23 protein-coding genes and 3 tRNA genes are annotated in these 25,250 nt (G+C 76.6%); 15 read left to right on the top strand and 11 right to left on the bottom strand.

The features are described from left to right. Window positions 1–89 precede the first annotated feature (89 nt). The 4 genes from D0Z06_RS00710 to D0Z06_RS00695 all read left to right on the top strand — a co-directional run bounded on the left by D0Z06_RS00710 (window position 90) and on the right by D0Z06_RS00695 (window position 3,382). Window positions 90–629: a GtrA family protein gene (locus tag D0Z06_RS00710; protein ID WP_117375466.1), complete on the top strand. Its 540-nt coding sequence runs from the start codon at window positions 90–92 to the stop codon at window positions 627–629. Between the two features lie 103 nt (window positions 630–732). Then, complete coding sequence (gene wrbA, locus D0Z06_RS00705) at window positions 733–1,335, top strand: NAD(P)H:quinone oxidoreductase (protein WP_117375465.1); 603 nt, start codon at window positions 733–735, stop codon at window positions 1,333–1,335. 101 nt (window positions 1,336–1,436) lie between these two features. Further along, window positions 1,437–3,044 carry a metallophosphoesterase gene (locus tag D0Z06_RS00700; RefSeq protein WP_199522048.1) on the top strand — a complete coding sequence of 536 codons (1,608 nt, stop codon included), beginning with the start codon at window positions 1,437–1,439 and terminating at the stop codon, window positions 3,042–3,044. Window positions 3,045–3,046: 2 nt separating this feature from the next. After that, window positions 3,047–3,382, top strand: coding sequence for a hypothetical protein (locus D0Z06_RS00695; protein WP_147331962.1), 336 nt, complete (start codon window positions 3,047–3,049; stop codon window positions 3,380–3,382). 12 nt (window positions 3,383–3,394) lie between these two features. Here the strand turns inward: D0Z06_RS00695 and D0Z06_RS00690 are convergent, their stop codons facing one another. Beyond that, the gene (locus D0Z06_RS00690; protein WP_117375463.1) at window positions 3,395–4,030 is read right to left on the bottom strand and encodes an AMIN-like domain-containing (lipo)protein; all 636 of its coding nucleotides are present in this window, start codon (window positions 4,028–4,030) and stop codon (window positions 3,395–3,397) included. A 197-nt stretch (window positions 4,031–4,227) separates the two neighbouring features. Here D0Z06_RS00690 and D0Z06_RS00685 point away from each other — a divergent pair. The 4 genes from D0Z06_RS00685 (at window position 4,228) to D0Z06_RS25180 (ending at window position 4,826) form a co-directional block, all read left to right on the top strand. Continuing rightward, a tRNA-Glu gene (locus D0Z06_RS00685) sits at window positions 4,228–4,300 on the top strand. Between the two features lie 37 nt (window positions 4,301–4,337). Continuing rightward, window positions 4,338–4,411 (top strand) — tRNA-Asp (locus D0Z06_RS00680). Window positions 4,412–4,435: 24 nt separating this feature from the next. Then, window positions 4,436–4,509 (top strand) — tRNA-Phe (locus tag D0Z06_RS00675). Between the two features lie 161 nt (window positions 4,510–4,670). Further along, complete coding sequence (locus tag D0Z06_RS25180; RefSeq protein WP_158579844.1) at window positions 4,671–4,826, top strand: hypothetical protein; 156 nt, start codon at window positions 4,671–4,673, stop codon at window positions 4,824–4,826. 289 nt (window positions 4,827–5,115) lie between these two features. On the opposite strand, the gene D0Z06_RS00670 is transcribed toward D0Z06_RS25180, so the two are convergent. The 3 genes from D0Z06_RS00670 to D0Z06_RS00660 all read right to left on the bottom strand — a co-directional run bounded on the left by D0Z06_RS00670 (window position 5,116) and on the right by D0Z06_RS00660 (window position 8,821). Then, the gene (locus tag D0Z06_RS00670; RefSeq protein WP_233517365.1) at window positions 5,116–6,111 is read right to left on the bottom strand and encodes a hypothetical protein; all 996 of its coding nucleotides are present in this window, start codon (window positions 6,109–6,111) and stop codon (window positions 5,116–5,118) included. 125 nt (window positions 6,112–6,236) lie between these two features. Then, window positions 6,237–7,952 carry an NAD(P)/FAD-dependent oxidoreductase gene (locus tag D0Z06_RS00665; RefSeq protein WP_117375462.1) on the bottom strand — a complete coding sequence of 572 codons (1,716 nt, stop codon included), beginning with the start codon at window positions 7,950–7,952 and terminating at the stop codon, window positions 6,237–6,239. Continuing rightward, window positions 7,949–8,821, bottom strand: coding sequence for a hypothetical protein (locus D0Z06_RS00660; RefSeq protein WP_147331961.1), 873 nt, complete (start codon window positions 8,819–8,821; stop codon window positions 7,949–7,951). Before D0Z06_RS00660 ends, D0Z06_RS00665 begins: the two co-directional genes overlap by 4 nt. A gap of 182 nt (window positions 8,822–9,003) precedes the next feature. Between D0Z06_RS00660 and D0Z06_RS00655 the strand changes: the two genes are divergently transcribed. From D0Z06_RS00655 to D0Z06_RS00645, 3 genes are all read left to right on the top strand, one after another. Next, window positions 9,004–11,583, top strand: a complete 2,580-nt coding sequence (locus D0Z06_RS00655) for an ATP-binding protein (protein ID WP_158579843.1) — start codon at window positions 9,004–9,006, stop codon at window positions 11,581–11,583. Window positions 11,584–11,752: 169 nt separating this feature from the next. Continuing rightward, the gene (locus D0Z06_RS00650; protein WP_117375459.1) at window positions 11,753–11,953 is read left to right on the top strand and encodes a hypothetical protein; all 201 of its coding nucleotides are present in this window, start codon (window positions 11,753–11,755) and stop codon (window positions 11,951–11,953) included. A gap of 169 nt (window positions 11,954–12,122) precedes the next feature. Further along, the gene (locus D0Z06_RS00645; RefSeq protein ID WP_117375458.1) at window positions 12,123–14,240 is read left to right on the top strand and encodes a transglycosylase domain-containing protein; all 2,118 of its coding nucleotides are present in this window, start codon (window positions 12,123–12,125) and stop codon (window positions 14,238–14,240) included. Window positions 14,241–14,247: 7 nt separating this feature from the next. Here D0Z06_RS00645 and D0Z06_RS00640 read toward each other — a convergent pair whose 3' ends face one another. Genes D0Z06_RS00640 through D0Z06_RS00630 form a run of 3 tightly spaced genes read right to left on the bottom strand, consistent with a single transcriptional unit; the run spans window position 14,248 to window position 18,033 of the window. Next, the gene (locus tag D0Z06_RS00640; protein ID WP_117375457.1) at window positions 14,248–15,861 is read right to left on the bottom strand and encodes a GMC family oxidoreductase; all 1,614 of its coding nucleotides are present in this window, start codon (window positions 15,859–15,861) and stop codon (window positions 14,248–14,250) included. Then, complete coding sequence (locus D0Z06_RS00635; protein WP_117375456.1) at window positions 15,854–17,167, bottom strand: class I adenylate-forming enzyme family protein; 1,314 nt, start codon at window positions 17,165–17,167, stop codon at window positions 15,854–15,856. The genes D0Z06_RS00640 and D0Z06_RS00635 overlap by 8 nt, the downstream gene beginning before the upstream one ends. Continuing rightward, window positions 17,164–18,033: an MBL fold metallo-hydrolase gene (locus D0Z06_RS00630; protein WP_117375754.1), complete on the bottom strand. Its 870-nt coding sequence runs from the start codon at window positions 18,031–18,033 to the stop codon at window positions 17,164–17,166. The genes D0Z06_RS00635 and D0Z06_RS00630 overlap by 4 nt, the downstream gene beginning before the upstream one ends. 58 nt (window positions 18,034–18,091) lie before the next feature. Between D0Z06_RS00630 and D0Z06_RS00625 the strand changes: the two genes are divergently transcribed. After that, window positions 18,092–18,610 carry a nucleotidyl cyclase domain-containing protein gene (locus tag D0Z06_RS00625; protein ID WP_117375455.1) on the top strand — a complete coding sequence of 173 codons (519 nt, stop codon included), beginning with the start codon at window positions 18,092–18,094 and terminating at the stop codon, window positions 18,608–18,610. Between the two features lie 69 nt (window positions 18,611–18,679). On the opposite strand, the gene D0Z06_RS00620 is transcribed toward D0Z06_RS00625, so the two are convergent. The 4 genes from D0Z06_RS00620 to D0Z06_RS00605 form a co-directional block, all read right to left on the bottom strand. Then, the gene (locus D0Z06_RS00620) at window positions 18,680–20,017 is read right to left on the bottom strand and encodes a M23 family metallopeptidase (protein ID WP_117375454.1); all 1,338 of its coding nucleotides are present in this window, start codon (window positions 20,015–20,017) and stop codon (window positions 18,680–18,682) included. Between the two features lie 68 nt (window positions 20,018–20,085). Then, window positions 20,086–20,955, bottom strand: coding sequence for an ATP-binding cassette domain-containing protein (locus D0Z06_RS00615; RefSeq protein WP_117375453.1), 870 nt, complete (start codon window positions 20,953–20,955; stop codon window positions 20,086–20,088). After that, window positions 20,952–21,893, bottom strand: a complete 942-nt coding sequence (locus D0Z06_RS00610; protein WP_199522047.1) for an ABC transporter permease — start codon at window positions 21,891–21,893, stop codon at window positions 20,952–20,954. The genes D0Z06_RS00615 and D0Z06_RS00610 overlap by 4 nt, the downstream gene beginning before the upstream one ends. 104 nt (window positions 21,894–21,997) lie before the next feature. Next, window positions 21,998–22,993, bottom strand: coding sequence for a sugar ABC transporter substrate-binding protein (locus D0Z06_RS00605; protein ID WP_117375452.1), 996 nt, complete (start codon window positions 22,991–22,993; stop codon window positions 21,998–22,000). Between the two features lie 127 nt (window positions 22,994–23,120). On the opposite strand from D0Z06_RS00605, the gene D0Z06_RS00600 reads away from it, so the two are divergent. The 3 genes from D0Z06_RS00600 (at window position 23,121) to D0Z06_RS00590 (ending at window position 25,228) form a co-directional block, all read left to right on the top strand. Beyond that, window positions 23,121–24,185 carry a Glu/Leu/Phe/Val family dehydrogenase gene (locus tag D0Z06_RS00600; RefSeq protein WP_117375451.1) on the top strand — a complete coding sequence of 355 codons (1,065 nt, stop codon included), beginning with the start codon at window positions 23,121–23,123 and terminating at the stop codon, window positions 24,183–24,185. A gap of 119 nt (window positions 24,186–24,304) precedes the next feature. Further along, entirely contained in the window at window positions 24,305–24,799 is a 495-nt protein-coding gene (locus D0Z06_RS00595; RefSeq protein WP_117375450.1) for a hypothetical protein, read from the top strand. A 204-nt stretch (window positions 24,800–25,003) separates the two neighbouring features. Beyond that, window positions 25,004–25,228 (top strand): DUF3073 domain-containing protein, encoded by a 225-nt coding sequence (locus tag D0Z06_RS00590; protein WP_117375449.1) that lies wholly within the window; start codon window positions 25,004–25,006, stop codon window positions 25,226–25,228. Window positions 25,229–25,250 lie beyond the last annotated feature (22 nt).

The raw sequence follows: 25,250 nt of genomic DNA, 5'->3' as shown, positions 1-25,250 counted from the left end.
TGGGTCACGACACGGAGAAATCGTCGTCCACGGGGGAATAACTGCTGGCATCCAGCCGATGCCCAGGAGGAACCTGCACAACGGACGGCATGGCCGTCGTGATCCCGAGAGACCAGGAGACCCCGGTGACCTGCCCGTCGCTGCTCTGCCGCCGCGAGGTGGTGGGCGAGCTCGGCGCGGACCGGGCGACCGGGCCGGCCGAGTGGGTCGTCGAGCAGGTGCGCGGGGGCGGCACGCTCGGGCAGTTCCTCCGCTTCGTGCTGGTCGGCGGGTCCACCACCGTGGTGTACGCGGCGCTGTTCGTCGCGCTCGGCTGGCTGGGCTACCTGCCGGCGCACGTGTCCGCCACGGTGGTCTCGACGATCCTGGCCAACGAGCTGCACCGCCGGCTGACCTTCCGGGCCGACGAGCGGGTGCACTGGTTCACCGCGCAGTGGGAGGCCGGCGGGGTCACCGTGGTCGGCCTGATGGCCACGAGCGCCGCGCTCGGCTGGCTGGACTCCCACGCGGGTAAGGCATCCGTCGTCACGCAGGTCGCCCTGGTCGTCTGCGTCACCGCGGCCATCGGGCTCATGCGGTTCGTCGCGCTGCGGTGGCTGTTCCGGGCTCCGGCGATCGACGCCGCCTGACCCTCGTCCCCCGTCCCACCCGGCCCGTGTTTGGGCTCCTCCGCCCGCGGGCATCGCTCCGGTGCAGTTGTTGAACGCACAACCAGATGTCCAGGGGAGCACCGTGCCGAAGATCGCCGTCATCTACTACTCGTCCACCGGGAACGTGCACCAGCTCGCCGCCGCGGTCGCCGACGGGGCCCGCGAGGCGGGCGCCGAGGTCCGGCTGCGCCGGGTCCCCGAGCTCGCGCCCGAGGAGGCCATCGACTCGAACCCGCTGTGGCGGGCGCACGTCGACGCGACCGCGGGCGAGGTCGAGGAGGCCGCCCCGGCCGACCTGGAGTGGGCCGACGGGTACGCCCTGGGGACGCCGACCCGCTTCGGCACCCCGGCCGCCCAGATGAAGCAGTTCATCGACACGCTGGGCGGGCTGTGGTTCGAGGGCAAGCTCGCGAACAAGGGCGCCACCGCCTTCACCAGCGCCCAGAACGTCCACGGCGGCAACGAGTCGACGATCCTGACCCTGTTCAACGTCTTCTCCCACTTCGGCGCCGTCATCGTGCCGCCGGGTTACACCGACCCGCTGCTGTTCGAGGCCGGCGGGAACCCCTACGGCACGTCGAACGCCTCCGGCGGCAAGTCGGCCACCGCGACCGAGGCCGAGCTGGCGGCCGCCCGGCACCAGGGCCGGCGACTGGCCGAGGTCACCGCGAAGCTCGCCGCCTGACCGGGCGCCCGTCGCCCGATCGGGTGCCGCCGCGAGGGGGTGGAGCGACACTCCCCGCGGCGGCACCCGGGGCGGGCGCCGGCGCTGCGTAGCCTGTGCCGGTGGACGAGCAGCCGGAGCCGGAGCGCGGGCGGCGCGCCGGTCGCGGGCTGCGGCGCCTGGGCGTCTGGGCCGGTCGGGTCGGCGTCGCGGCCGGGGGCGCCCTGATCGGCATCGCCCTGCTCGGCCGGGTGGACGCGCCCATCGGCCCCTTCGACGCCACGCTCGCCTTCCGGCCCCTCGGCGGCGGCGCCGACCTCGACATCCCGCCGCTGGGCGCGCTCGAGGTGGACGCCTACGACGGGCCGCTGCGGCTGGAGATCCAGCTCAACCGGGTCGACGAGCTGCGCGCCACCGCGCTGGCCACCGACCCCAGCGAGCTCGACGACGTCGTCGACCAGGTCAGCGCCGACCTGCGGGACGCGGTGGAACGGGTCGCCGTCCTCACCGCCCTCGCGGCGCTCACCGGCGCCACCGCGACCTCGCTGGTCGTCCTGCGCCGCCGCCGCGAGACGGTCATCGCCCTGGGCCTGTCGACCCTGCTCGTCGGCGGCACCGCCGGCCTGGCCGGGGCCACCTGGCGGCCGGAGGCGCTGTCCCAGCCGACCTACACCGGGCTGCTGGTCAACGCCACCAGCCTCATCGGCACCGCACAGGACATCGTGGCCCGGTTCGACGCCTACCGGGCCTCGCTCGAGGACATCGTCACCAACGTCAGCACGCTGTACTCGACCCTGTCGGCGCTGCCCGCGCCGGGCGCACCCGACGACGCGGTCGCCCTGCTGCACGTCTCCGACCTGCACCTCAACCCCGCCGGGTTCGACCTCATGGCGCAGGTGGCCGAGCAGTTCCGCGTCGACGCCGTCCTCGACACCGGGGACATCACCGACTGGGGCAGCCCGCCGGAGAACCAGCTCGTCGCCCGGGTCGGCCTGCTCGGCGTCCCCTACGTCTACATCCGGGGCAACCACGACTCCGCGGTGACCGCCGCGCTGGTCGCCGCCCAGGGCAACGCCACCGTGCTCGACAGCTCCGCGGTGACCGTGGCCGGCCTCGAGGTCGTCGGCACACCGGACCCCCGCTTCACGCCCGACCCCGCCAGCGACGTCGACGGGGACTCCCTGGAGCAGACCGGCGAGGACCTCGCCGAGCTCGCGGAGGGCCTCGACCGGCCGCCGGCGATCGCGATGGTGCACGACCCGGCGCAGGCGGCGCCGCTCGACGGCGTCGTCCCCCTCGTGCTGGCCGGGCACACCCACGAGCGCACGGTCACCGGGCTCGACGAGGGCACGCTGCTCATGGTCCAGGGCTCGACCGGCGGCGCCGGTCTGCGGGCGCTGCAGGGCGAGTACCCCGAGCCGCTGACCTGCACGGTCCTCTACCTCGACCCGGGCACCGGCGCGCTCACCGCCTACGACGACATCACCCTCGGCGGCCTCGGCGAGACGGAGGTCACCATCGAGCGGACGGTGGTCCCGCCGCCGGACGCCGCCGGCGGCGCCGCACCCGGGGAGGACGGCACCCCCAGCGACGGCACGCTGGTCGACGGCACACCGGTCGACGGGGCCCACCCGGCGACGCCGGCGCCCCCGCAGGGGACGCCGTGCTGCCGGTCGACGGCTCGCCGGGCGGCTGACCGGGCGGCCGACCAGGCGCCCCTAGGCTCGTGACCATGCCGCCGACCCCCGCCCGCGCCACCCGTCTCGCCGCCGGCTCCCTGCTCGGCGGCCTGGCCCTGGCCTCGCTGGGCGCCTGCACCTTCAGCTCGAGCAACTTCTCGTGCAGCGCCAGCTCCTGCACCGTGACCCTGACCGGCGATGGCTCGGACGTCGAGATCCTGGGCACCACGCTGGGCTTCGAAGGCGTCCAGGGCGACCGCGCCGGCCTCACCGTCGGCAACGCCTCCGTCTCGTGCGCGCAGGGGGAGACCGTCTCCGCCGGGCCCCTGTCGCTGGAGTGCACCTCCGTGGGCGAGGACTCGGTGGAGCTGACCGCCTCGCTCAGCTGACCCGCGGGCCGGTCAGCTGGGGTCTGCCAGCTCCACGACGACGCGCGTCGGCCCCTCCAGGGCGTAGACCCGGAAGGGCACCTGCGCGCTCGCGCCGACGAAGGCCACCGACGTCCCCTCGAAGGTCGCGTCCCAGGCGACCTCGGTCACCACGGTCGTGCCCGAGCCCGGCAGCGGGTCCGGCCCGGCCCACTCCTCGACCCCGGTGTCGTAGGGGTAGCCGACGCCGGTGAGCGTCACCTGGAGCACGGCGTCCCCGGCGACCTCCACCGGCTCGCCGCTGCCCTGGGAGGCGGCCTCGTCGACGTAGCGGACGTCCCACCCGGGGGTCCCGGTGCCCTCGACCTCGAACACCACGCGGTCGTAGCCCTCCTGCCGACCGGCCCGGATCCCGGTGACGGTCACCAGCGCGTCGCCGGACGCCTCGGCGGTGTCGGGCGACGTGTCGGCCGGGAACGCCGGGACGTCGGTCGGCGCGCCACCCCCCGCGGGCGTGGAGGCGCCCCCGGTCGCGGGGCCCCCGGCGGGCGCGGAGGACGACGACGGGGAGCCGCCGGAGGCGGTGTCGGTGCCGCCCCCCGCACACCCGGTGACGAGGGCCGCTGCGAGCAGGAGCGAGGGGCAGGCGAGCGCGAGACGACGGTCCACGGCTCGGAGCGTGACAGCCGCGGGGACCCGCCGGGCGACACCGGGGACGGCGTGTCGGACACCTCGGCCACCGTCCTGCTCCTCCCCGTCACCGCTCGCCGGGTGAGCGCCCAGGGCCCGGGGCGGGACGGCGCCGACCCCCCGTCCGCCCCCCTCCGCGGACCATGTATCGTTCTCGCTGCCCCCGGCGAACACGAGCCCCCATCGTCTAGCGGTCCAGGACGCCGCCCTTTCAAGGCGGTAGCACGGGTTCGAACCCCGTTGGGGGCACGCACCACCAGCAGGACACGCCCAGCAGTACACGCAAGGCCCTGTAGCGCAGTTGGTTAGCGCGCCGCCCTGTCACGGCGGAGGTCGCGGGTTCGAGTCCCGTCAGGGTCGCTCCCCGGTGCCGAGCACCGGGAGGGGCAGGTAGCTCAGTCGGTACGAGCGCTCGCCTGAAAAGCGAGAGGTCGGCGGTTCGACCCCGCCCCTGCCCACACCTCCTCCGCACGTCGGCCCGCCACCCGGCCGGCCGCATGCCCCACGCGGTGACCGGGTAGGCGCCGGGCAGCCCACGCCGCAGACGTCGCGGCCCCGGGGCCAGGGCGCCCGCCCGGACCCGCGGGCCTCTCGGGCCACCGCGCAGCAGGAGGACGCCATGAGCCACCCCGAACGCCGCCCCGATCCGAAGGACCCCGACTTCACCCCGACGCGGCGGGGGAAGCAGGGGCGCAGGGTCGTGCTGCTGGTCGTCCTCGGCGTGGCCGCCTTCGTCGCCCTCGTCTGGCTCGTGCTCTACCTGGTCGCCTTCTAGGAGGACCCCCGTGCCCCCCACCCCTCGCCCCGCTCGGGGCGGGACCCTGCACGGGGGCCGGAACCCTGACGCGGGGCCGGAACCCTGACGCGGAGCCGGGGCTCAGGCCCCCACCCCTCGCTCCGCTCGGGGCGGGACCCTGACGCGGGGCCGGGACCCTGACGCGGGGCCGGGACCCTGACGCGGGGCCGGGGCTCAGGCCCCCACCCCTCGCTCCGCTCGGGGGCGGGACCCTGCACGGGGGCCGGAACCCTGACGCGGGGCCGGAACCCTGACGCGGAGCCGGAGCTCAGGCCCCCACCCGGTCGGCGGCGAGCTGGGCGTACACCTGCCCGTGCACCGCCCGCACCGCGGCCAGCTGCTCGGCCCGCCAGGCGCGGTCGGCCGGCCGCGGCGCCGGCCGGGTGAGGGCGGCGGCGACGGCGCCGTCCAGCGACACCGGGTCGAACCCGCCGTCCTCGTCGTTGCCGTAGACCACCACGTCGCCCCACTGGTCGGCGAACCAGCCGCAGCCGGGGGCGACGACCCGGGTGCCGACGTCCCGGCAGACCTCCAGGTCCCGCGAGTGGGTGCCGCACCGTTCGGGCAGCACCGCGACGTGCAGCTCCTGGAGCTGCGCCGCCCACCGGCCGGGCTCGCGGGGCACGTACTCCAGCGTCCCGGCGGCGGCCGGCACCGGCGGCGCCGCGAAGCCGTCCTCGTCGAGGAACACCCGCAGCCGCCCGCCCCCGTTGACCGCCCCGGAGAGCGCCGCGCGGACCAGACCCGAGGGGTCCGGCACGGCCGGTCGCGGGCCGCCGAGGGCCATGCCGACGAGGCCGCGCTCGGCCCCGAGGCCCGGCTCGGGCACCGCCACCGAGGGGTGCGCCACGACGATCGCCGTCCGCCCGAACCGGTCGGCGATCTCCTCGGCGGCCCCGGGGGTCAGCGTGAGCACCACCTCGGCGGTGTCGAGCAGCGCCATGAGGTGGGCGTCCTGCCGCCGCGGCGCGTCCTGCCGCGGGTCGCGCAGCTGGTGCACCGTCGTCACCAGCGGCACGCCGGTCCGCCGCAGCGTCTCGGTCCAGCTGACCACCTCGTCCTCGGGCAGGTGGCCGTACCCGCCGTGCACGTGCAGCACGTCGACCGACGGGGCGTTCCGGGTGAGGTAGCCGGGGTCCAGCCACGGGCTCGGCGCGTGCGCGGGTCCGACCCGCACGACGCCCTCGGGCAGCACCGCGTCCACGTAGGGGTCGGCGTGGGGGATCGTCACCACGCGGACCGGGCGGTCCTCCGCGTCACTCACGCGTTCGTGTCCTCCTGCGGCCGCGCACTGCGACGGCAGGGGCGGTTCTCCTCGGCGGTTCGGTCGGGCAGACCGTCCTACCCGATGGCGCGCGATCGAACCAGCGGCGTCCTCACCCGATGGGGTCAGCCCCCGGCGGGCTGCCGCGCGGCCTCCGCCGCCGCGGCCCGCGCCGCCGCCAGGTGGGCGTGCACCAGGGTGACGGCCAGCGCCCCCTCCCCTACCGAGGAGGCGACCCGCTTGACCGACCCCGCGCGCACGTCCCCGGCCGCGAACACCCCCGGCACGCTGGTCTCCAGCAGGGCCGGTGGCCGCTCCAGCGGCCACGCCGGCGCGACGTCCGGCTCCAGCAGCGCCTGCCCGGTGAGCAGGAAGCCCCACCGGTCGCGGGCCAGGGTGCCGGCCAGCCAGTCGGTGCGCGGCTGGCTGCCGATGAGCAGGAAGAGGACGCCGGGCTCCCGGGTCTCCTCGCCCGTGTCGAGGTCCCGGACGACGACGTGCTCGAGGAACTCGGTGCCCGCGCCGCCCACGACCTGCGCGCGCGGCCGGATCGTCACGTTGGGCAGCGCCTCCAGCTCCCGGATCAGGTAGTCGCTCATCGTGTCGGTGAGGGAGGGCCGCCGCACCAGCACGGTCACCTGCTCGGCGTACCGGGACAGGTGCACCGCCGCCTGCCCCGCGGAGTTGCCGCCGCCGACGACGAAGACGTGCCGGCCGCGCATCGCCGGGGCCTCGCTGACCGCCGCGCCGTAGAACACGCCCCGCCCGACCAGCGCCTCCAGCTCGGGGACGCCGAGCCGCCGCCAGCTGGCCCCGAGGGAGAGGATGACCGTCCGGGAGCGCACCGACGTCCCGTCGGACAGGTCCAGCACGTGCAGGCCGCCCTCCTGGCGCAGCCCCTGGGCCCACCGCATGAAGTGGAAGGTGCTGCCGAAGGCCCAGGCCTGCTGGTAGGAGCTGAACGTCAGCCGGCTGCCGCTGATGCCGGTCGGGAAGCCGGGGTAGTTGCGGATCTTCGAGCTGGTGCCTGCCTGCCCGCCCACGGCCTCGGCCTCCAGCACCAGCGTCGAGAGGCCCTCGGACGCCGCGTACACGCTGGCCCCGAGCCCCGCCGGGCCGGCCCCCACGACGACGACGTCGTACACCGCGGCCGGGTCCAGGGGCGTGAACAACCCCAGCGCCTCGGCCAGCTCGACGTCGGTGGGGTCCTGCAGCACGGGCCGGTCGGGCTTGAAGCGGAGGACGACGACCGGGAACCGGGGCGCGTCGAGCTCCAGCCCCTGCAGCAGGGACCGGCCCTCCTCGGAGTCCGGCTCGTAGAAACCCAGGGGGACGCCGTTGCGGCTGAACTGGTCGCGCAGGTACTGCGTGCGCGGCGACCACCGGTGCCCGATCATCCGGAAGGCCTCGAAGCCCCCACCGCGCCGTGACGCCCACTCCTCGAGGTGCTCGGCGACCTGCCGGTGGAAGGCCTCGTCCAGGGGCTCCTCCGGCGCGATCAGCCAGCGGTCCAGCTCCCCCAGGGTGAGCGCCTCGAAGATCGGCCGCGTGGTCTCCCAGGCCCCCCACCGCACCAGGGCGACGGCCACGGCCTCCGGGTGGGCGGCGTGCAGCCGGCGCAGCACCCCCAGCCCCTCCTCGGGGTCGTCGTCGGCCAGGCCGCCGTACAGCACGGCCACCGGCGGGCGGCCGGAGTCCTCGAGGGCGGCGGGCACCCCCTCGGCCGACGCGCAGGAGACGATGGCGTAGTCGGTGCCGTAGCGGCGCGTCAGCTCCCGCGTGGTGGTCGCCCGGAGCGCGTCGTCACCGGTCACCACCACCAGCGCGGCGTGGGCGCTCACGACCGCTCCCGCGCCGGCACGGGGGCCAGCCGCCAGCCGGCGGCCCCGGTGAGGACGACGGCGACGACCATGACCACCATGACCCAGGCCGAGGGCTCCTCCCACTGCACGGTGCCGGCGAAGCGGACCAGGGAGATCGCGACCAGCACCCCGAAGACCGTGTAGGCGATCGCCGCCGTCCGCAACCGCTCCAGGTCGCCGCCGACCGCCGCCAGCGCCGTCGCCAGGCCGAAGGCGACCAGCCAGGCCGCGACAACCCGCGCGGTGAGCGGCGACAGCTCCCAGGGCCACCACGCGCCCGTGGTCGCCGGCGCCACGAACAGCGCCGCGCCCACCACCACCAGCACCGCCGACTCGACGGCCAGCGCCGCGCGCAGCCACCGCGGCACCGGCGCGCGGGCGGCCGGGTCGACACCCGGCGCCCGCTCCTGCGGCAGCAGCAGGGCCAGCATCGCCACCGGGACGACGACGTAGATCGCCAACCAGAACCAGGCGGCGCCCTGGGCCAGCGCACCGCGGTCGGCGAACTCCTCGGCCATGTGGAAGCGGTCGATGTGCAGCAGGGTCGCCACCAGCGTGAGGACGACGAAGGCCAGGATCGTCAGCAGCGGGACCCGCGTGCGCGCCCACACCCCGTCGCGCAGCGACAGCACCACCAGGACGAAGCCGGCGCCGTAGCCGGACCCCAGGAAGGCCGCGGTGAGCGGCGGCTGGATCGTCCAGGCGAAGGTCTCGTCGGTCTGGTCGGCGAGGACGAACAGCGAGCCCACCGCCAGCGCGGTGAGCAGGCTGAAGGCGACGAGCAGGACCCGCATCCCGGGCAGCAGCCGCCGGGTGGGTGCGCTGGTGCGGGTGGTGGGGGAGTCCATCGGACCTCCCGTGCATCGGTCCCCGTGCACGTTCTCGGACGGTGGACCGATGCAAGCACCACGGCACGGCCCTGTCACGGGGTTTGCGCACCTGCGGGCGCTCCCTAGACTCCCGGCCACGCCGCGCCGTGCCTCGTCGTGCCGGACCGCGCGCGGCGCCGGCGTCGGGTCGGGAGGTGGCCGTGGCCGATCCGCGGACCGACGGCGTCCCGCGCCCGATCGCCACGCCGGACCAGCGGCTGCGGGTCTTCGTCTCCTCCACGATCGAGGAGCTGGCCGACGAGCGGCGGGCCGTCCGCGACGCGGTGACCCGCATGCGGCTGACGCCGGTGCTGTTCGAGCTCGGTGCCCGGCCGCACCCGCCGCGCGACCTGTACCGCGCCTACCTCGCCCAGAGCGACGTGTTCGTCGGGATCTACGGCGAGCGCTACGGGTGGATCGCCCCGGGCATGCAGACCTCCGGCCTCGAGGACGAGTACGAACTGTCCGCCGGCCTGCCGCGGCTGCTGTACGTGCGCCGCACCGCACCCGGGCGCGAGCCCCGGCTGACCGACCTGATCACCCGGATGCAGGCCGAGAGCGGCGCCTCCACCACGCCCTACGACGACCCGGCCGAGCTGGCCGACCTGGTGGCCGACGACCTCGCCGTCCTGCTCACCGAGCGGTTCTCGGCCCCCGCGCCGGCCGCCCCGGGCCTGGCCGCCGGCTGGCTGCCCACGCCGGCCACCCCGCTGGTCGACCGGCGCGCGGAGCTGGACCTGGTGACCGGCCGGCTGCGCGACCCCGCCGTCCGCCTGGTCACCATCACCGGCCCGGGCGGCACCGGGAAGACCCGGCTGGCGCTGGCGGTGGCGGAGCGGCTGACGGGCGAGCAGGAGGCCGTGTGGTGGGTCGACCTCTCCCCCGTCCGGGACCCCGCCGAGGTCCCGGGCACGGTCGCCGCCGCCCTGGGCGTGGTGCCCGAGGGCCGCCGCCCGCTGCTGGACCTGGTCGCCGAGCGGCTGGCCGGGCTGCGGGCGCTGCTCGTCGTGGACAACGCCGAGCAGGTGCTGGGCGCCGCGCCGGCCGCGGCCGCCCTGCTCGCCCGCTGCCCCGGCACCCGGCTGCTGGTGACGAGCCGGGCGGTGCTCGGCCTGCGCGGGGAGCACGACGTGCCGCTGGGCCCGCTCGCCGTGCCGGAGGAGGGGGAGACCCGGCCGGACGTGCTCGCCGCGACCCCGGCCGTGGAGCTGTTCGTGGCCCGCGCCGGCCGGGCCGACCCCGCGTTCGCCGTCACCGAGACCACCGGCCCCGCCGTCGCCGAGGTGGTGCGCCGCCTCGACGGGCTGCCGCTGGCCGTGGAGCTCGCCGCGGCGCGGGTGCGCACCCTGCCGCCCGCCGTCCTGCTGCGCCGGCTCGGCCGGGCGCTGGACCTGCGCGGCGAGGACGTCGACGCGCCGGGCCGGCAGCGCACCCTGCGCGACACCATCGCGTGGAGCCACGACCTGCTCAGCGAGCCCGAACGGGCCCTGTTCGCCCGGCTCTCGGTGTGCGTCGGCGGGTGCACCCTCGACACCGCCGAGGCGATCGGCGCGGTGGACGACGACCTCGACGTCCTCGAGGCGCTCTCCGCGCTGGTCGGGCACAGCCTGGTGACCTCCACGGACACCGGGGCCGGCGAGCCGCGCTTCCGCATGCTGGGACTGGTCCGCGCCTACGCCGCCGAGCGCCTCGACGAGCGGGGTGAGACCGAGGCGACGCGCGGGCGGCTGGCCGAGCACCTGGCCGGGGTGAGCGCCGAGGCCGGCGCCGGGCTCTCCGGACCCGACCACGGCCGCTGGCAGGCCCGGCTGCAGGACGAGGTCGCCGACCTGCAGGCCGCGCTGCTGTGGGCGATCGAGCACGACCGGGCCGAGCTCGCCGTGCGGCTGACCGCCCCGCTGGCCCGCTGGTGGTGGGCCCGCGGGCTGCTGGCCCCGATGGCCGAGCTGGCCGAGCGCACCGCCGCGCTCCCGTCGGCCGCCCGCCTGCCCCCGGACCTCGCCGGGCACCTGCAGTGGGCGCGGGGCGCCATGCGGGTGGCCCAGGGCCGCCCCGCCGAGGCCCGGCCGCTGCTCGACGCCCTCGTCACCACGGCCCGGGAGCGGCACGACCCCTGGCTGCTCGGTCACGGGCTCAACGCGCTGGCGCTGACCCTGCCGCCGGACGACCCCGGGCTGGCCCCGGCGCTGGACGCCGCCGTGGCCGCCCTGCGGGAGAGCGGGGACACCTGGTCGGTGGCCTTCGCCCTGCTCTTCCGCGGTGCGGTCGACGTGCTGGCCGGCCGGCCGGACGAGGCCGCCGCCACCCACCGGGAGGCCTTGGCGCTGGCGATGTCGCTCGGCGACGACCACCTCGTCGCCGCCCTCGACGACCAGCTCGCCCTGGACGCCCTCCTGACCGGGGACCTCGCGGGTGCCCGCGACCGGCTGGTCGAGGCCGCCGACCTGCACCGCCGGGTCCGGGACCTCGAGGGGGTGGCCTACTGCCTCGACGGGCTGGCCGGCCTCGCGCTGGCCTCGGGCGACCCGGCCGCCGCCGCCCGGCTGGTCGGTGCCGCCGAGGCCGCCCGGGCGCAGCTGCGCGTGACCGTCTGGCCGCCCCTCCGACCGCTCGTCGACCAGCTCGCCGAGGGCATCCGGGCCGCCCTCGGGCCCGACGCCGAACGACGGGAGCGCGCCGCGGGGGCGGCCGCCGGGCCGTGGGCGGCGCTCGACGAGGCGCTGGCCGCGCTGACCGGCTGATCCGCGGCCCGGCCGGCCGCGAGCGGGCACACCCGGACGGCCCGGGCGCGGGGACGCACCGCGCGGCCCTGTCAACTGGCACGACCTGCGCACGCGGGCCGCCAGCTTCGGCCGGATCTGCCCGCACCCGACCCGTGACACGGACTGGTCCGGTGCTTACTGTCAGTGCATGCTCACGACGCTCCTGGTGATCGGCGGTGTCCTCGTCGGGCTCGTCGTGCTGCTCGCGCTCATCGTCGCCCTGAGCGCCCGCCCCGGCCCCTCCCGCAGTTCCGGCAGCGCGGCCGGGTGGGTGGCCGCCACCGGCCGGCCGCACCCCGACGCCTGGTCGGAGCCCGTGCCGACCTCGGAGCTGCCCGCCTCCCGCTGACCCCCGGTCCCGGCGTCCCGGCGGCTGCGGCATCGCGCCGCCGGGACGACCCGTCCGCCGCCGCAGCACCCGGCGCACGCATCCGACTGTCCCGATCCCGGCACTTCCGGGATGATCGGGACGCGCCGGGGCGCTCAGACCGGGATGCGCGGCGCAGGCGAGGTCGAACATGCAACGTTCGCACGGGGGACGCCGCTCGGACCCGCGGCTGCGCGCCGCGGGGGGTCTGCTCCTGGCCCTGTCCACGGCCGGGGCGCTCGTCGCCGGGCTGCTCGTGCCCTGGGTCGTGGTGCCGGCCCTGGTCGCCGACAGCTCCGCCGGGCTGCTCGCGCCGCTGCCGGTCGAGCTGACCGACGCCACACCCCCGGGCAACACCGTGGTGCTGGCCGCCGACGGCTCGGTGATCACCTACTTCTACCGGGACAACCGGACGCCGGTGGCCGCCGAGCGGATCGCCGACGTCATGGAGGAGGCGATCGTCGCCATCGAGGACGAGCGCTTCTACGAGCACAACGGCCTGGACGTCGAGGGCACCGTGCGGGCGCTGGTGCGCAACCTCGCCTCCGGCGGCGTGCGCGAGGGTGGCTCGACGCTCACCCAGCAGCTGGTGAAGCAGACCCTCCTGCAGATCGCCACCACGCCCGAGGAGCGGCAGGCCGCCACCGAGCAGAGCGTCACCCGCAAGCTCAAGGAGGCGCGGCTGGCGCTCGCGCTGGAGGACACCTACGACAAGCAGGAGATCCTCACCCGGTACCTCAACATCGTGTACTTCGGCGAGGGCGCCTACGGGGTGCAGGCCGCGGCCCGGACCTATTTCTCCGTCGACGCCGCCGACCTCACCCTGCCGCAGGCGGCGATGCTGGCCGGCCTGGTGCAGACACCGGCCAGCGACAACCCGCTGGCGGCTCCGGAGCAGGCCCGGGAGCGCCGCGACCAGGTGCTCACCCGGATGCACCAGCTGGGCGTCATCACCGACCAGCAGCTCGCCGAGGCCACCGCCACCCCCGTCGAGACCGTCCCCGAGCCGCGGCCCCCGAACGGGTGCGCGGGCGCGCTGATCGGCGGCTTCTTCTGCGACTTCCTGCAGCGCCACCTGGTCGACACGATGGGCATCTCGCAGACCGCGCTGGAGGAGGGCGGGCTGACCATCCGGACCACGCTGCGCCCCGACGTCCAGCGCTCCGCCGACGCCGCCGTCCTGGCCAACCAGCCGATGGGCGACCCGGTGGCGGCGATGTTCACCGCGGTCGAGCCGGGCACCGGCAACGTGCTGGCCATGAGCGCCAACCGGGTGTTCGGCTACGACCGGGAGGACCCGGCGCAGTCGTCGGTCAACCTCAACGTGGCCGCCAGCAAGGGCGCCGGCTCCACCTACAAGGTCTTCGTGGCGACGGCCGCCCTCGAGCGGGGCATCCCGCCGTGGCACCTCATCACGAGCGGCAACACCTACACCTCGCGGGTGTACCGCAACGGGCTCGACCCCTACACGGTGGAGAACTTCGGCGACAGCATCCCGCCGACGCTCTCCATGGCCGAGGCCCTGCAGCGCTCGTCCAACACCTACTTCGTCGCGCTGGAGGACCAGCTGGGCAGCGTCGAGGGCCCGGTGCGGGCGGCGCAGCGGATGGGCCTGTTCTCCCTGGACCCCGTGGCCGACCAGGTCGTCGCCGAGAACCGCGGCTCGTTCACCCTGGGCCCGGAGGCCACCAGCCCGCTGGCGCTGGCCAGCGCCTACTCCACCCTGGCCGCCAACGGCACCCGGTGCGCCCCGGTGCCGGTCGTGGAGGTCCTCGACCGCGACGGGCAGCCGCTCACCGGCGAGGACGGCACCCCGCTCGGCACCGGCGCGTCCTGCACGCCGGAGGCGGTGGCGCCGGCGGTGGCCACCACCCTCAACCAGATCCTGGTCGGCGGCTCGGCCCTGCCCTGGGGCACCGGGGTGCGCGCCGCCATCCCCGGCCACCAGATCGCCACCAAGACCGGCACCGCGCAGGACCGCTTCTCGGTGGCCTTCGTCGGCTACACCCCGCAGTACGCGGCCAGCGTCATGCTGTTCAACCCGACGGCGAACGTGGACGTCGGCGGGTTCGGCGGCGGCCGGGGCGGTCAGATCTTCAAGGACGCGATGACGCCGATCCTCAGCGCCCAGCCACCGGCCTTCTTCCCGCCGCCGGGCATCCCGCTGGACCCGCCGGTCCCCCAGGTCGCCCCGGCGCCGCAGCGGCCGGGAGGGGGCGCCACGGACACCACGCCCTTCCGCGGCGGCGGGGGCCGGGGGCCGCGCTGACCGGCGCTCAGCCACCGGTCAGCAGCTCCGCGGCCCGCTCCCCGATCGCCACCGCGGTGGCCGCCGGACCGCGCGAGGTCACCCGGGGCATCACCGAGGTGTCCACCACCCGCAGGCCCTCGACGCCGCGGACCCGCAGGTGCTGGTCGACCACCGCCCCGGGGTCGCCGTCCGGGCCCATCCGCGCGCTGCCGGCCAGGTGCACGGCCGTGGCCAGGTGCGCCCGTACCCACCGGTCGAGCTCCCGGTCGTCGGCCAGGACGGCGTCGGGCAGGCCCGTGCGCCGCTCCACCAGGGGCGCCAGGGACGCCGTCCGCAGCAGCTCGGCCGCCAACCGCACCCCCTCGCGCAGCCGGCGCCGGTCGGCCGGTTCGGTGAGGTAGCGGTACTCCACCCGGGGCAGCTCGCGCGGGTCGGCGGTGGTCAGCCGCAGCAGCCCCCGGCTGTCCTCCCGCTGCAGGGCCACCCCGACGAACAGGTCGTCGCGGCGCCGCGCGGTGTCGAGCAGCCGGGCCGGCGACGTCCCCCGCAGCGCCCGCAGCGTGGCCGCCGGCCGGCGGAGCGCCCCGGCCACCCCGGCGGCCGCGCGGTGCACCATCACCCGGCTGAAGGGCTTGAGCCACGGCAGCAGCTCCAGGTCGCCGGGCACCGCCGAGCCCTCGGCCGTGGTGTTCAGCGCCCCCCACAGCGGCAGCAGGTCCGGCGGCATGGGCAGCCGGCGGGCCGGCCGCCAGGTGACGTAGACGTCCGGGTGGTCGGTCAGGTCGCGACCGACCCCGGGGACGTCGGCCACCACCGCGATCCCCAGGGCCCGCAGCTCGTCGGCCGGGCCGATGCCCGACAGCAGCAGCAGGTGGGGGGAGCCGACCGCCCCCGCGCTGAGCACCACCTCGGCGGCGCGCACCGGCCCGGCGTCGGTCTGCACGCCGACCGCCTGGCCGCCCTCCACGAGCACCCGGCGCACCGGCGTCCCGCCGCGGACGGTGAGGCCCGGGTGCCCGCGCCGCGGCGCGAGGTGGGTCAGCGCCGTGCTCATCCGGACGCCGTCGGCGACGTTCATCGGCAGCGGCCCCCACCCGGGCGGGCCGTCGGCGTTCTTGTCCGGCTCCGCCGGGAAGCCGAGCTCGGCGGTCGCCGCGCCGAAGGCGTCGGCCAGAGGGTGCCCCGCGCGCGGCCGGGTCACCGGCACCGGGCCGGAGGCGCCGTGGCCGGGCGAGTCCCCGTACTCCCGGTCCGCCTCCAGCCGCACGAAGGCCGGCAGCAGGCGGTCGGCGGCCCACAGGTGGTTGCCGTCGGCGGCCCAGGAGTCGAAGTCGGCCCGGGTGCCCCGCACGAAGTAGCAGCCGTTGAGCGCGCTGGACCCGCCGACCACCCGGCCCCGCGGCACCGGGAAGGCCTGGTCGTCGGTGAGCCGGCCGGTGAGCTCCCAGTTGGCCGGGTGCCCCGGCACGGCGGCGCCCATCCGCGCGGCGTCGGCGAGCACCCCGGGCGGGCCCCCGGGGTGGTCCGCGCCGGCCTCCAGCACCAGCACCCGGCGGCCGGCGTCGGCCAGCCGGGCGGCCAGCGGGAGGCCCGACGTCCCCCCGCCGACGACGACGACGTCCCACTCCCGCTCAGCCACGCCCGGCGAGCCCCAGCAGCCCGGGCAGGTCCAGCCGGCGGACCTTGCCGGTCGAGGTGCGCGGCAGCTCGGCGACCGGGTGCAGGCTCTTGGGCCGCTTCGCCGGGGCCAGCCGCTCGCGCGCCCACGCGGCCAGCTCGGCGGGGTCCGCGGCGCCCACGTAGGCCGCCACCACGCGCTGCCCCCAGTCGGGGTCGGGGACGCCGACCACCGCGCTCTCCACCACCGCGGGGTGCGCGTCGAGCACCGCCTCGACCTCGGCCGGGTAGACGTTCACCCCGCCGGAGATCACCAGGTCCTCGCGGCGGCCGTCGAGCCACACCACCCCGTCGCCGTCCACCCGGCCGAGGTCGCCGACGGTGACCCGGTCGCCCCGCCAGGCCGCGGCCGTCTTCTCCGGGGCCCGCCAGTACTCGAAGCGGGCCCAGCGGGGCACCGCGCACCACAGCTGGCCGCGGGCGTCGGTCTCCAGCCGCCGTCCGGGCCGGGCCCGTCCCACGCTGCCGGGGTGCGCCAGCCAGTCCTCGGGCGAGCAGACGGTGAACTGCGCCTCGGTGGAGCCGTAGAACTCCCACACCGCACCTGCGGGCAGCGCCGCGAGCACCGCGCGCTTGAGCGGCTCCGGGCACGGGGCGCCGGCGTGCACCAGCCGCCGGAACGAGGACCAGTCGACGTCGTCGCGGCCGACCAGCCGCTGCAGGTGGGTGGGCACGCAGAACGTCGTGGTCGGGCGCCCGGTGGTGATCGCCCGCGCCGCGCGGGCGGCGTCGAACGGGCCGGGCAGGAGCACCTCGCCGCCGGCCAGCAGGGTGTGCACGGCGAAGCGCAGCGGCGCGGAGTGGTGCAGCGGGGAGAGCACCAGGTGCCGGTCGCCGGGGCCGAACCCCCACAGCTCGATCTCCTCCGCGGCCAGCGCGCGGGCGTCGTCCTCGGCGAGCACGCCCGACCACACGCCCTTGCGACGGCCCGTCGTCCCGGAGGTGTAGTGCATCGGCCGGGCCAGGGGCACGGGGGCGAGGTCGGCCTGCGCGCTGCCGTCGAGCAGCCGCTCCGGCTCGGCACCGGCGTCGAGGGCCGGATCGGCGTCCGCCGCCAGCGCGGCGCGCTCGGCCGCGGGCAGCGCCGGGTCGAGGACCACGGGGACGACGCCGGTGCGCAGCGCCCCGAGGACGACGGCCAGCAGCGCCGGGGAGGCCGGGGCGGAGACCAGCAGCCGGTCCCCCGCGCGCAGGCCGGCGGCCGCCAGCGCCGCCGCGGCCCGCCGCTGGTCGCGCTCGCTCCCGGCCGGCCGCACCACCGCGCTCATGCCCGCCGCACCGCCGCGTCCAGGTCGCCCTCGACCCGGCCCTCGGCCAGGAGCTTGGCGAGGGTGGCCCGGGTCGAGTGCGCCGCCGCCGGCCACACGGCCCGCGGCACGTCGGCGTAGACGGTGGCGACCAGCTCGTCCACGGTCCGCGGCCCGGGCGCCAGGGCCTCCAGCAGCTGCTGCTCGCGCATCGCCCGGTGCGCCCGGTAGTAGTCGAGGACCGCGCCCGGGTCCTCGGTCAGCTCCGGGCCGTGCCCGCAGTACAGCGCGCTCGGGCCCAGGTCGTGCACCCGGCGCAGCGACTCCAGGTAGGCCAGCACGTCCCCCTCGGGGTGGGTGACCACCGAGGTGCCGCGGCCGAGCACGTGGTCCCCGGCCAGCACCGCCCCGGACTCCAGCCGGAACGACAGGTGGTCGGCGCAGTGCCCGGGCGTGGGCACGACGCCGATCACCGTGCCGGCGAGGTCCAGCCGCTCCCCGGGCTCCAGCACCCGGCCGCCCGGCCCGGCCACCCGCGGGTCGGCCGCGGCCACCCGGGCGCCGAACCGGGCCCCCCACGGCAGCGCGGCCTCGGCGTGGTCGCCGTGGTGGTGGGTGACCAGGACCCCGACGCAGCGGGCGTCGCGGGCCGCCAGCGCGGCCTCCACCGCGGCCAGGTGCGCCGGGTCGTCGGGGCCCGGGTCGACGAGCACCGCCCGGCCGCTGCCCGGGGCGCCCACGACGTAGGTGTTGGTCCCGTCGAGGGTCATCGGGCCCGGGTTGGGGGCCAGGACGCGGGTGACGAGCGGCTCGAGGTCCGCGGTGCGGGGCATCGCGCCGGGTGCGGGGAGGTCCCAGGTGACGCGCGGGTCGGTCGGGGTCTGCACCCCGGCGACGGTAGCCGCGCCTGCCCGCCGCCCCGCGGGCACCGGCTAGCGTGCCCGCATGCGATCTCCTGCGACCCTGCTCCGCGCCGCCGTGGCCGGAGCCGCGGCCGTCGTCCTGCTCACCGCCTGCGGCGGCTCCTCCGACGAGGAGCCCGCCGCGACCGCGACGTCGTCGGCGACCTCGTCCTCGGCCGCCTCCTCCACCCCGGAGGACCCGACCGCCTCCCCCGACCCGGCCGCCGCCGAGTTCTGCAGCGAGGTCCAGACCGTCTTCGCCGACCTGACGACGGCCTTCCAGACCGCCACCCCCGAGCAGCTGCCCACCCTGCTCGAGGACGTGATCGGCGCGTTCGACACCGTCGAGGCCCCGCCGGCGATCGAGGCCGACTGGACCGCCCTCGGTGACGCGCTGCGCCAGCTGCAGTCCTCGGTGGCCGGGCTGGACCTCTCCACGCCCGAGGGCCAGCAGGCCTACGCCGAGGCCGAGGCGCAGCTGAGCACCCAGGTCGTCGAGGCCCAGACCAACGTCACCGAGTACGTGGTGGCCAACTGCCAGCCGGCCGCGCCGACCAGCTGACCGGCGCCCCGGCCGAACGCGCGACGGGCCCGCTCCCCCGTGGGGAGCGGGCCCGCCGTCGTGCAGGGGTCAGCAGCCGCCGATGCCGGCCCCGCGCGCGGCCATCCACGGCGCCGGGTCGACCGACCCGCTGTACATCGCGCCGTTCGGGTGGACCTCGAAGTGCAGGTGCGGGCCGGTGGACTGCCCGCGGTTGCCGACCTCGGCGATCTGCTCGCCGGCCAGCACCCGCTCACCGGCGGAGACGAAGTAGCGGTTCACGTGGCCGTAGACGGTCACCGCGCCGTCGTCGCCCAGGATGTAGACGGCGTAGCCGAAGCCGGTCGCCGTGCCGGCCCGCCGGACCACCCCGGAGTGCGCGGCGTAGACCGGGGTGCCGATCGGGGCGGCGATGTCCACACCGGCGTGCAGCGCGCCCCACCGGTAGCCGAAGCAGCTGGAGGTGCGGCCCGAGGTCGGCCGGACGTAGGCACCGGAGGCGGCACCGGAGGACGCCGAGCCGGACGACGCCGCGGCGGTCGACCCCGAGCCGGCCGCCCGGGCCCGGGCGGCGGCCGCCGCGGCGGCGGCCTCCTCGGCGGCGCGGGCGGCCGCGGCGGCCGCGGCCGCCTCCTCCGCCGCCTTCTGCGCCTGCCACTGCGCGTAGGCGTCCCGGGCCCCCTGGAGCTCGAGCAGCCGGACCTGCGCGTCCTGGAGCTGCTGGTCGAGGGCGCTCTTCTGCGCGGCGACCTGCTCGTAGGCGGCCTGCTGGCCGGCCAGCCGGCTGTCGGCCACGGCCTTGGCCTCGGCGGCGGCCTGCTCGGCCTCGGCCATCCGGTCGCGGGCCGCGCGGGCCGCGGAGTCGGCGTTGGCCTGCTGCACGCGGGCGATCTCGAGCTGGCCGAGGACGTCGAGCTGGTTGGCGGAGACGTAGTCGATCATGGCGGCCCGCTGGATGAGCTCCCCGGGCCCCTCGGCGTCGAGCAGCGCCGTCGCGGTGCTGAGGACGCTGCCGTTCATGTAGCTGTCCCGGGAGAAGCCCGCGATCCGGGAGAGCGCGGCGTCCACGGCGGCGGCCGCCTCCTGGAGCGCGCTCGCCGTCCGCTCCGCCTCGGCCTGGGCCTGGAGGAGCGCCTCCTCCGCGGCGAGGTAGGCCGCGCCGGCGGCCTCGGCCTGCACGCCGAGGCGCTCGAGCTCGGACTCGGCCGCGGCGACCTCCGCGGCGATCCGGCCGACCTCGGCCGCGGCGGCGTCCTGCGCCGACTGCGCCGCGCCGATCTCGCCGTCGGTGGGGTTGGGCGGCGACGCCGGTGCCGCGCCGGCCGGGCCGGCGCTGACCAGCAGGAGGGCCGCGGCCACGACCCCGGCCAGCAGGCCCCGGGCGGCCCGGGTCCGGCCGGCGGACCGGTGGCGTCGGCGCTGCAGCATCTCGCTCGCTCCCTGGGGAAGAGGGGCGTGGCGCCCGCCCGTCCGGCACAGGCTCCACGACTGTCCCTCTAGTGGTCGTCACCCGCCGGAGGGACCTTGAGGGCTCCGCCGCCCTTTTCCGCCGGGCCGGGGGTCCGCAGCTCCTCGGTGAGCGCGTCGAGCTCCCTCCCGCCGGCCATGAGCCGGGTGACCTCCTCGATGCTGACCTCGCCCTTCGCGAAGTCCCCGAGGCTGCGGCCGCGGCCGAGCAGGAGGAACCGGTCCCCCACGGGGTAGGCGTGGTGCGGGTTGTGTGTGATGAACACCACACCGACGCCGCGGTCCCGGGCGCGGGCGATGTGCCGCAGGACGACGCCGGCCTGCCGCACCCCGAGCGCGGAGGTCGGCTCGTCGAGGATCAGCACCCGCGCGCCGCGGTGCTCCGCCCGTGCGATCGCCACCGACTGCCGCTCGCCGCCGGAGAGGGTGCCCACCGGCTGGTCGGGGTCGCGGATGTCGATCCCCATCGCCGCCAGCTCCCGCCGGGCGAGCTCCTTGGCCCGGGCGGCGTCGAACCGGCGGAACGGGCCCCGGCCGCGGGTCGGCTCGTTGCCCAGCGTGAAGTTCCGCCAGATCGACATGAGCGGGATCATCGCGAGGTCCTGGTAGACGGTGGCGATGCCGGCGTCGAGGGCCTCGCGGGGGGCGTCGAAGGCCACCGGCCGGCCCTCCAGCAGCAGCTCGCCGCGGTCCTGCCGGTGCACCCCGGCGAGGATCTTGATCAGCGTGGACTTGCCGGCGCCGTTGTCGCCGAGCACGCAGGTGACCTCCCCGGCGCGCACCGTGGTGCTCACCCCGTCGAGGGCGATGACGGTGCCGAAGGTCTTGCCGACGTCGCGCAGCTCGAGCAGCGGCGGCTCCCCGCCGCCCCCGGCCCGGCCCGGTCCGGCCGCGCTCACCGCCGGCTCGCCTCGGCGTAGCGGCGGACCGCCCGGTTGGCGAGCACGGCGAGCAGCAGCATCAGCCCCAGGAAGAAGTAGAACCAGTCGGCGTCCCAGCGCAGGTACACGATGCCCAGCTGGGTCATGCCGAAGACCAGCGCGCCGAGCGCCGCGCCCACAGCCGAGCCGAAGCCGCCGGTGAGCAGGCAGCCGCCGATGACCGCGGCCACGATGTAGATCAGCTCCTGGCCGATGCCGGTGTTGGCCTGCACCGACGTCAGCCGCACCGCCAGCGTGGTGCCGACGAACCACGCCGCCCCCGCCGTCGTCATGAACAGCGCGATGGTCGTGCGCCGCGCGGGGACGCCGACGTTGCGGGCCGCGACCGGGTCGCCGCCGGTCGCGAACACCCAGTTGCCGAAGCGGGTGCGCAGCAGCACCCAGGAGGCCACCGCGGTGAGGAGCACCCACCACAGGATCGCGACCCGGAACTCCACGCCGGCGATCTCCAGGCGGGAGGCGAAGACCCACTCCGCGCTGCCGTAACCCGCGGCCGCGCCGATGCCGGAGGCGGTCACCGTGCCGGTGAACAGCTTGGTCAGGCCCAGGTTGAGGCCCTGCAGCATGAGGAAGGTGCCCAGCGTGATGATGAAGCTGGGCAGCCCGGTGCGGGTGACCAGCCAGCCGTTGAGGAGGCCGATCGCGAGGGCGACGACGAGCGCGACGGCGATGGCCACCCAGATGTTCTGGTCCAGCTCGGTCGCCACGACGCCGACCGTCAGGGCGGTCGTGCCGGTCATGACCCCTGCGGAGAGGTCGAAGTGGCCGCCGATCATCAGCAGCGCGACCGCGACCGCCATGATGCCCAGCGTCGAGGCGGGGTCCAGCCAGTTGGCCACGCCGCGCAGCGAGCGGAACTGCTCGGACTGCACCGCGAAGAAGGTGAAGACCGCCACCGCGCCGACCAGGGCGCCGAGCTCGGGCGTGACGAGCAGCCGGCGCAGCGGGCCGACGGCGGCGACCCGCTCGTCGGCCCGCGGCGGGCTCTGCGTGGCGCTGCTCAGCGGGTACCGGCCGCGGCCAGGTCGGCGATCTCGTCGACGTTGGAGGAGTCGACGATCCCCGGGCCGGTGAGCACCGGCCGGCCGCCGCCGACGGTGTTCAGGTTCTCGGCGTAGAGCTGGAGCATCACCACGGGCAGGTAGCCCTGCTCGTACTGCTGCTGGTCGACGGCGAAGGAGATGTCGCCCTCCTGGATACCGGTGATGACGTCCTGGTTGAGGTCGAAGGTCGCGACGGCGGCGTCCGACCCGGCGTCGGCCGCCGCCTCGACGGCCACCGCCGCGACGGCGGAGTTGAGCGTGAGGACGGCGTCGACCGAGGGGTCGCCCTGCAGCTGCGAGGTGATCGTCGACTGCGCGCCCTGCAGGTCGTTGATGTCCACCTGCACGGTCGTCAGCGGCCGGCCCAGGCCCTCGGCGGCGCCCGAGCAGCGCTGCTCCAGCCCGATGTTGCCCGGCTCGTGGACCACGCACAGCACGTTCTGCGCCCCGTCGGCGGCCAGCCGCTCGCCGGCGCCGCGGCCGGCGACCGTCTCGTCCTGCCCGACGTGCCCGATCGCGCCGAACTCGTCCGCGCGCTCGGCGCCGGAGTTGATCGTCACGACCGGGATACCGGCCGCGACCGCCGCCTCGACCGAGTCCTGCAGGGCGTCGGGGTTGGCCATCGACACCACGAGGCCGTCGACCCCCTGGTTCACCGCGGCGTCGATGAGCTGCGACTGCCGCTGCGGGTCGCCGTCGCTCTGGTAGTCGACGGCGACCCCGAGGTCCTCCCCGGCGGCCTCGGCCCCGTTCTGGACGACGTCCCAGAACGCGTCCCCGGCCGAGCCGTGGGTCACCACGGCGAAGGAGAGGTCGCCGCCGTCCCCGGCCCCTCCCCCGCCGCCGCCGGACCCGCCGGCGTCGCCGCCGCCCCCGCCGGTGGTGCAGGCGGCCAGGGTCAGGGGAGCGGCCACGGCGAGGGCCAGGAGTCGGTGTCGCTTCGGGGCAGCCATGGTCGAGAGATCCTCCGCGGGACGGGGTGTGCCGACCCAGGATCATGCCCGCCCGCCCCCACCGCGCGGCGCCGGACCCGCTCGGGACCCGCCCGCCGGGCCACCACCGGGGATCTACGCTCCCCGGGTGGACGTTCTCGCCTCCGGGCACGAACAGGTCGTCTTCTGCTCCGACCCGGCCTCGGGCCTGCGGGCGGTCATCGCGATCTACTCCACAGCCCTCGGGCCGGCGCTGGGCGGGACCCGCTTCTACCCGTACGCGACCGAGGAGGCCGCGGTCGCCGACGCGCTCGCGCTGTCGAAGGCCATGGCCTACAAGAACAGCCTGGCCGGGCTGGACCTCGGCGGCGGCAAGGCGGTCATCATCGGGGACCCGGCCACCGGCAAGACCGAGGCGCTGCTGCGCGCCTACGGCCGCTTCGTGGAGTCCCTGGGCGGTCGCTACCTCACCGCCTGCGACGTGGGCACCTCCAACGCCGACCTCGACGTGGTCGCCCGCGAGACGCGGTTCGCGCACGGCCGGTCGGAGGCCTACGGCGGGTGCGGCGACTCCTCGGTGCTCACCGCCTACGGCGTCTTCCAGGGCATGCGGGCCGCCGCCCAGCACCGCTGGGGCAAGCCCTCGCTGGCCGGGCGGACCGTCGCCGTGGCCGGCGTCGGCAAGGTCGGCAGCTGGCTGGTCGACCGGCTCGTGGACGACGGCGCGGACGTCGTCGTCACCGACGTCGACGCCGACGCGGTCGAGCGGGTGCTGGCGCGCCACCCGGCCGTGGACGCCGTCGGCGACACCGCCACGCTGGTGCGCACCCCGGCCGACGTCTACGCCCCCTGCGCGCTCGGCGGGGCGCTGGACGAGGAGACCGTGGCGGTGCTGGAGGCCGAGGTGGTCTGCGGCGGGGCCAACAACCAGCTGGCCTCCGACGGCATCGCCGGGCGGCTGATGGACCGCGGGATCCTCTACGCCCCGGACTACCTGGTCAACGCCGGCGGGGTCATCCAGGTCGAGGACGAGCGGCACGGCTTCTCGTTCACCCGCGCCGAGGCCAAGGCCGCCGGCATCTTCGACGTGGCGCTGCGGGTGTTCCGCGCCGCCGAGGAGCAGGGCGTCTCCCCGGCCGTGGCCGCCGACCGGATGGCCGAGGAGCGGATGGCCGCCGTCGGCCGGCTGGCCACCATCCGGCTGCCCCGCTGACGCCGGCTCCCTGCAGGGTCGGAGTGCCCTGGCCGGGCCGCCCGCTCCGGCGGACCCCCTCCTGCACCGTCGAGGCCGGATCGGGCCGACCGGCCCGGTCCCGCGGCAGAGGAGCCGTCATGAGGAGCCGCCTGTTCGCGCTGCTGGTCCTGACCCCGGTGCTGCTCGTGGGGGTCCTCGCCGGCGCCGCGTCGGCCCACCCGCATGCGCACGGAGGATCACCGGTGGAGCTCGAGGCCACGAGGACCATGCTCCACCTGTCGGAGCCCAGCCCCCTCCCGGGGTACGACGGCGTGGCGCACTTCAGCGTCACCGAGCGCGCCGTGACCGAGGGCCCCGGCATCTCCATGGTGGAAACCGGCGAGTACCGCTGCACCCAGGCGGCCGACGTGATCCGGTGCCGCGGCGTGATCCACGGAGAGGGCGTGGTGCTCGGCCAGAGCGGGACCATTCGCAGCCTCGTGAGCATCGTCTGCAACCTGCAGATCGAGTGCGACGGTCGCGGCACCCTGAAGGGCGTCGGCGGTGAGCTCACCGACCTCCGGGGCACGGCGACCAGCGAGAGCGTGGCGCAGGGTGTGGCGGCGATCCACTACCGGCTGTACCGGATCTGATGGTGTCGCCGGCCCGGCGGTGCGCATGCGGCCCCACCGGGGGCTGCCCCGCCCCCGCTCGGGGGACAGCGGGGGGAGACCCGTGCCGGTCGTCGATCGGTGTCGTAAGCTCGGTGGAGACAGAGTCACTCAGTCGGGGTCGCCACGCGGGCCGTCCAGCCCGCACGCTGGGCTCCCGTACTCCGTAACGAGGGGGTCGAGCCGATGGGGCGCGGCCGAGCGAAGGCCAAGCAGACACGCGTGGCCCGTGAGCTCAAGTACAGCTCACCGAACACCGACCTCTCCGCGCTGCAGCGCGAGCTGGCCGGTTCACCGTCGTCGTCGTACACCGCTCCGCACCGGGCGACCGACGACGACGAGGAGGACGACGAGTTCGTCGACCGCTGGGCGGACGACGACGCGGACGACGACTGGGCTGCCAGCCGTTGACCCGCGCCTGACCCGCACGGCC

The organism is Geodermatophilus marinus, assembly GCF_003428645.1.
GTDB lineage: Bacteria > Actinomycetota > Actinomycetes > Mycobacteriales > Geodermatophilaceae > Geodermatophilus.
The sequence above is the reverse complement of the archived record's forward strand: the minus strand, read 5'-3'. Positions and strand labels throughout refer to the sequence as shown.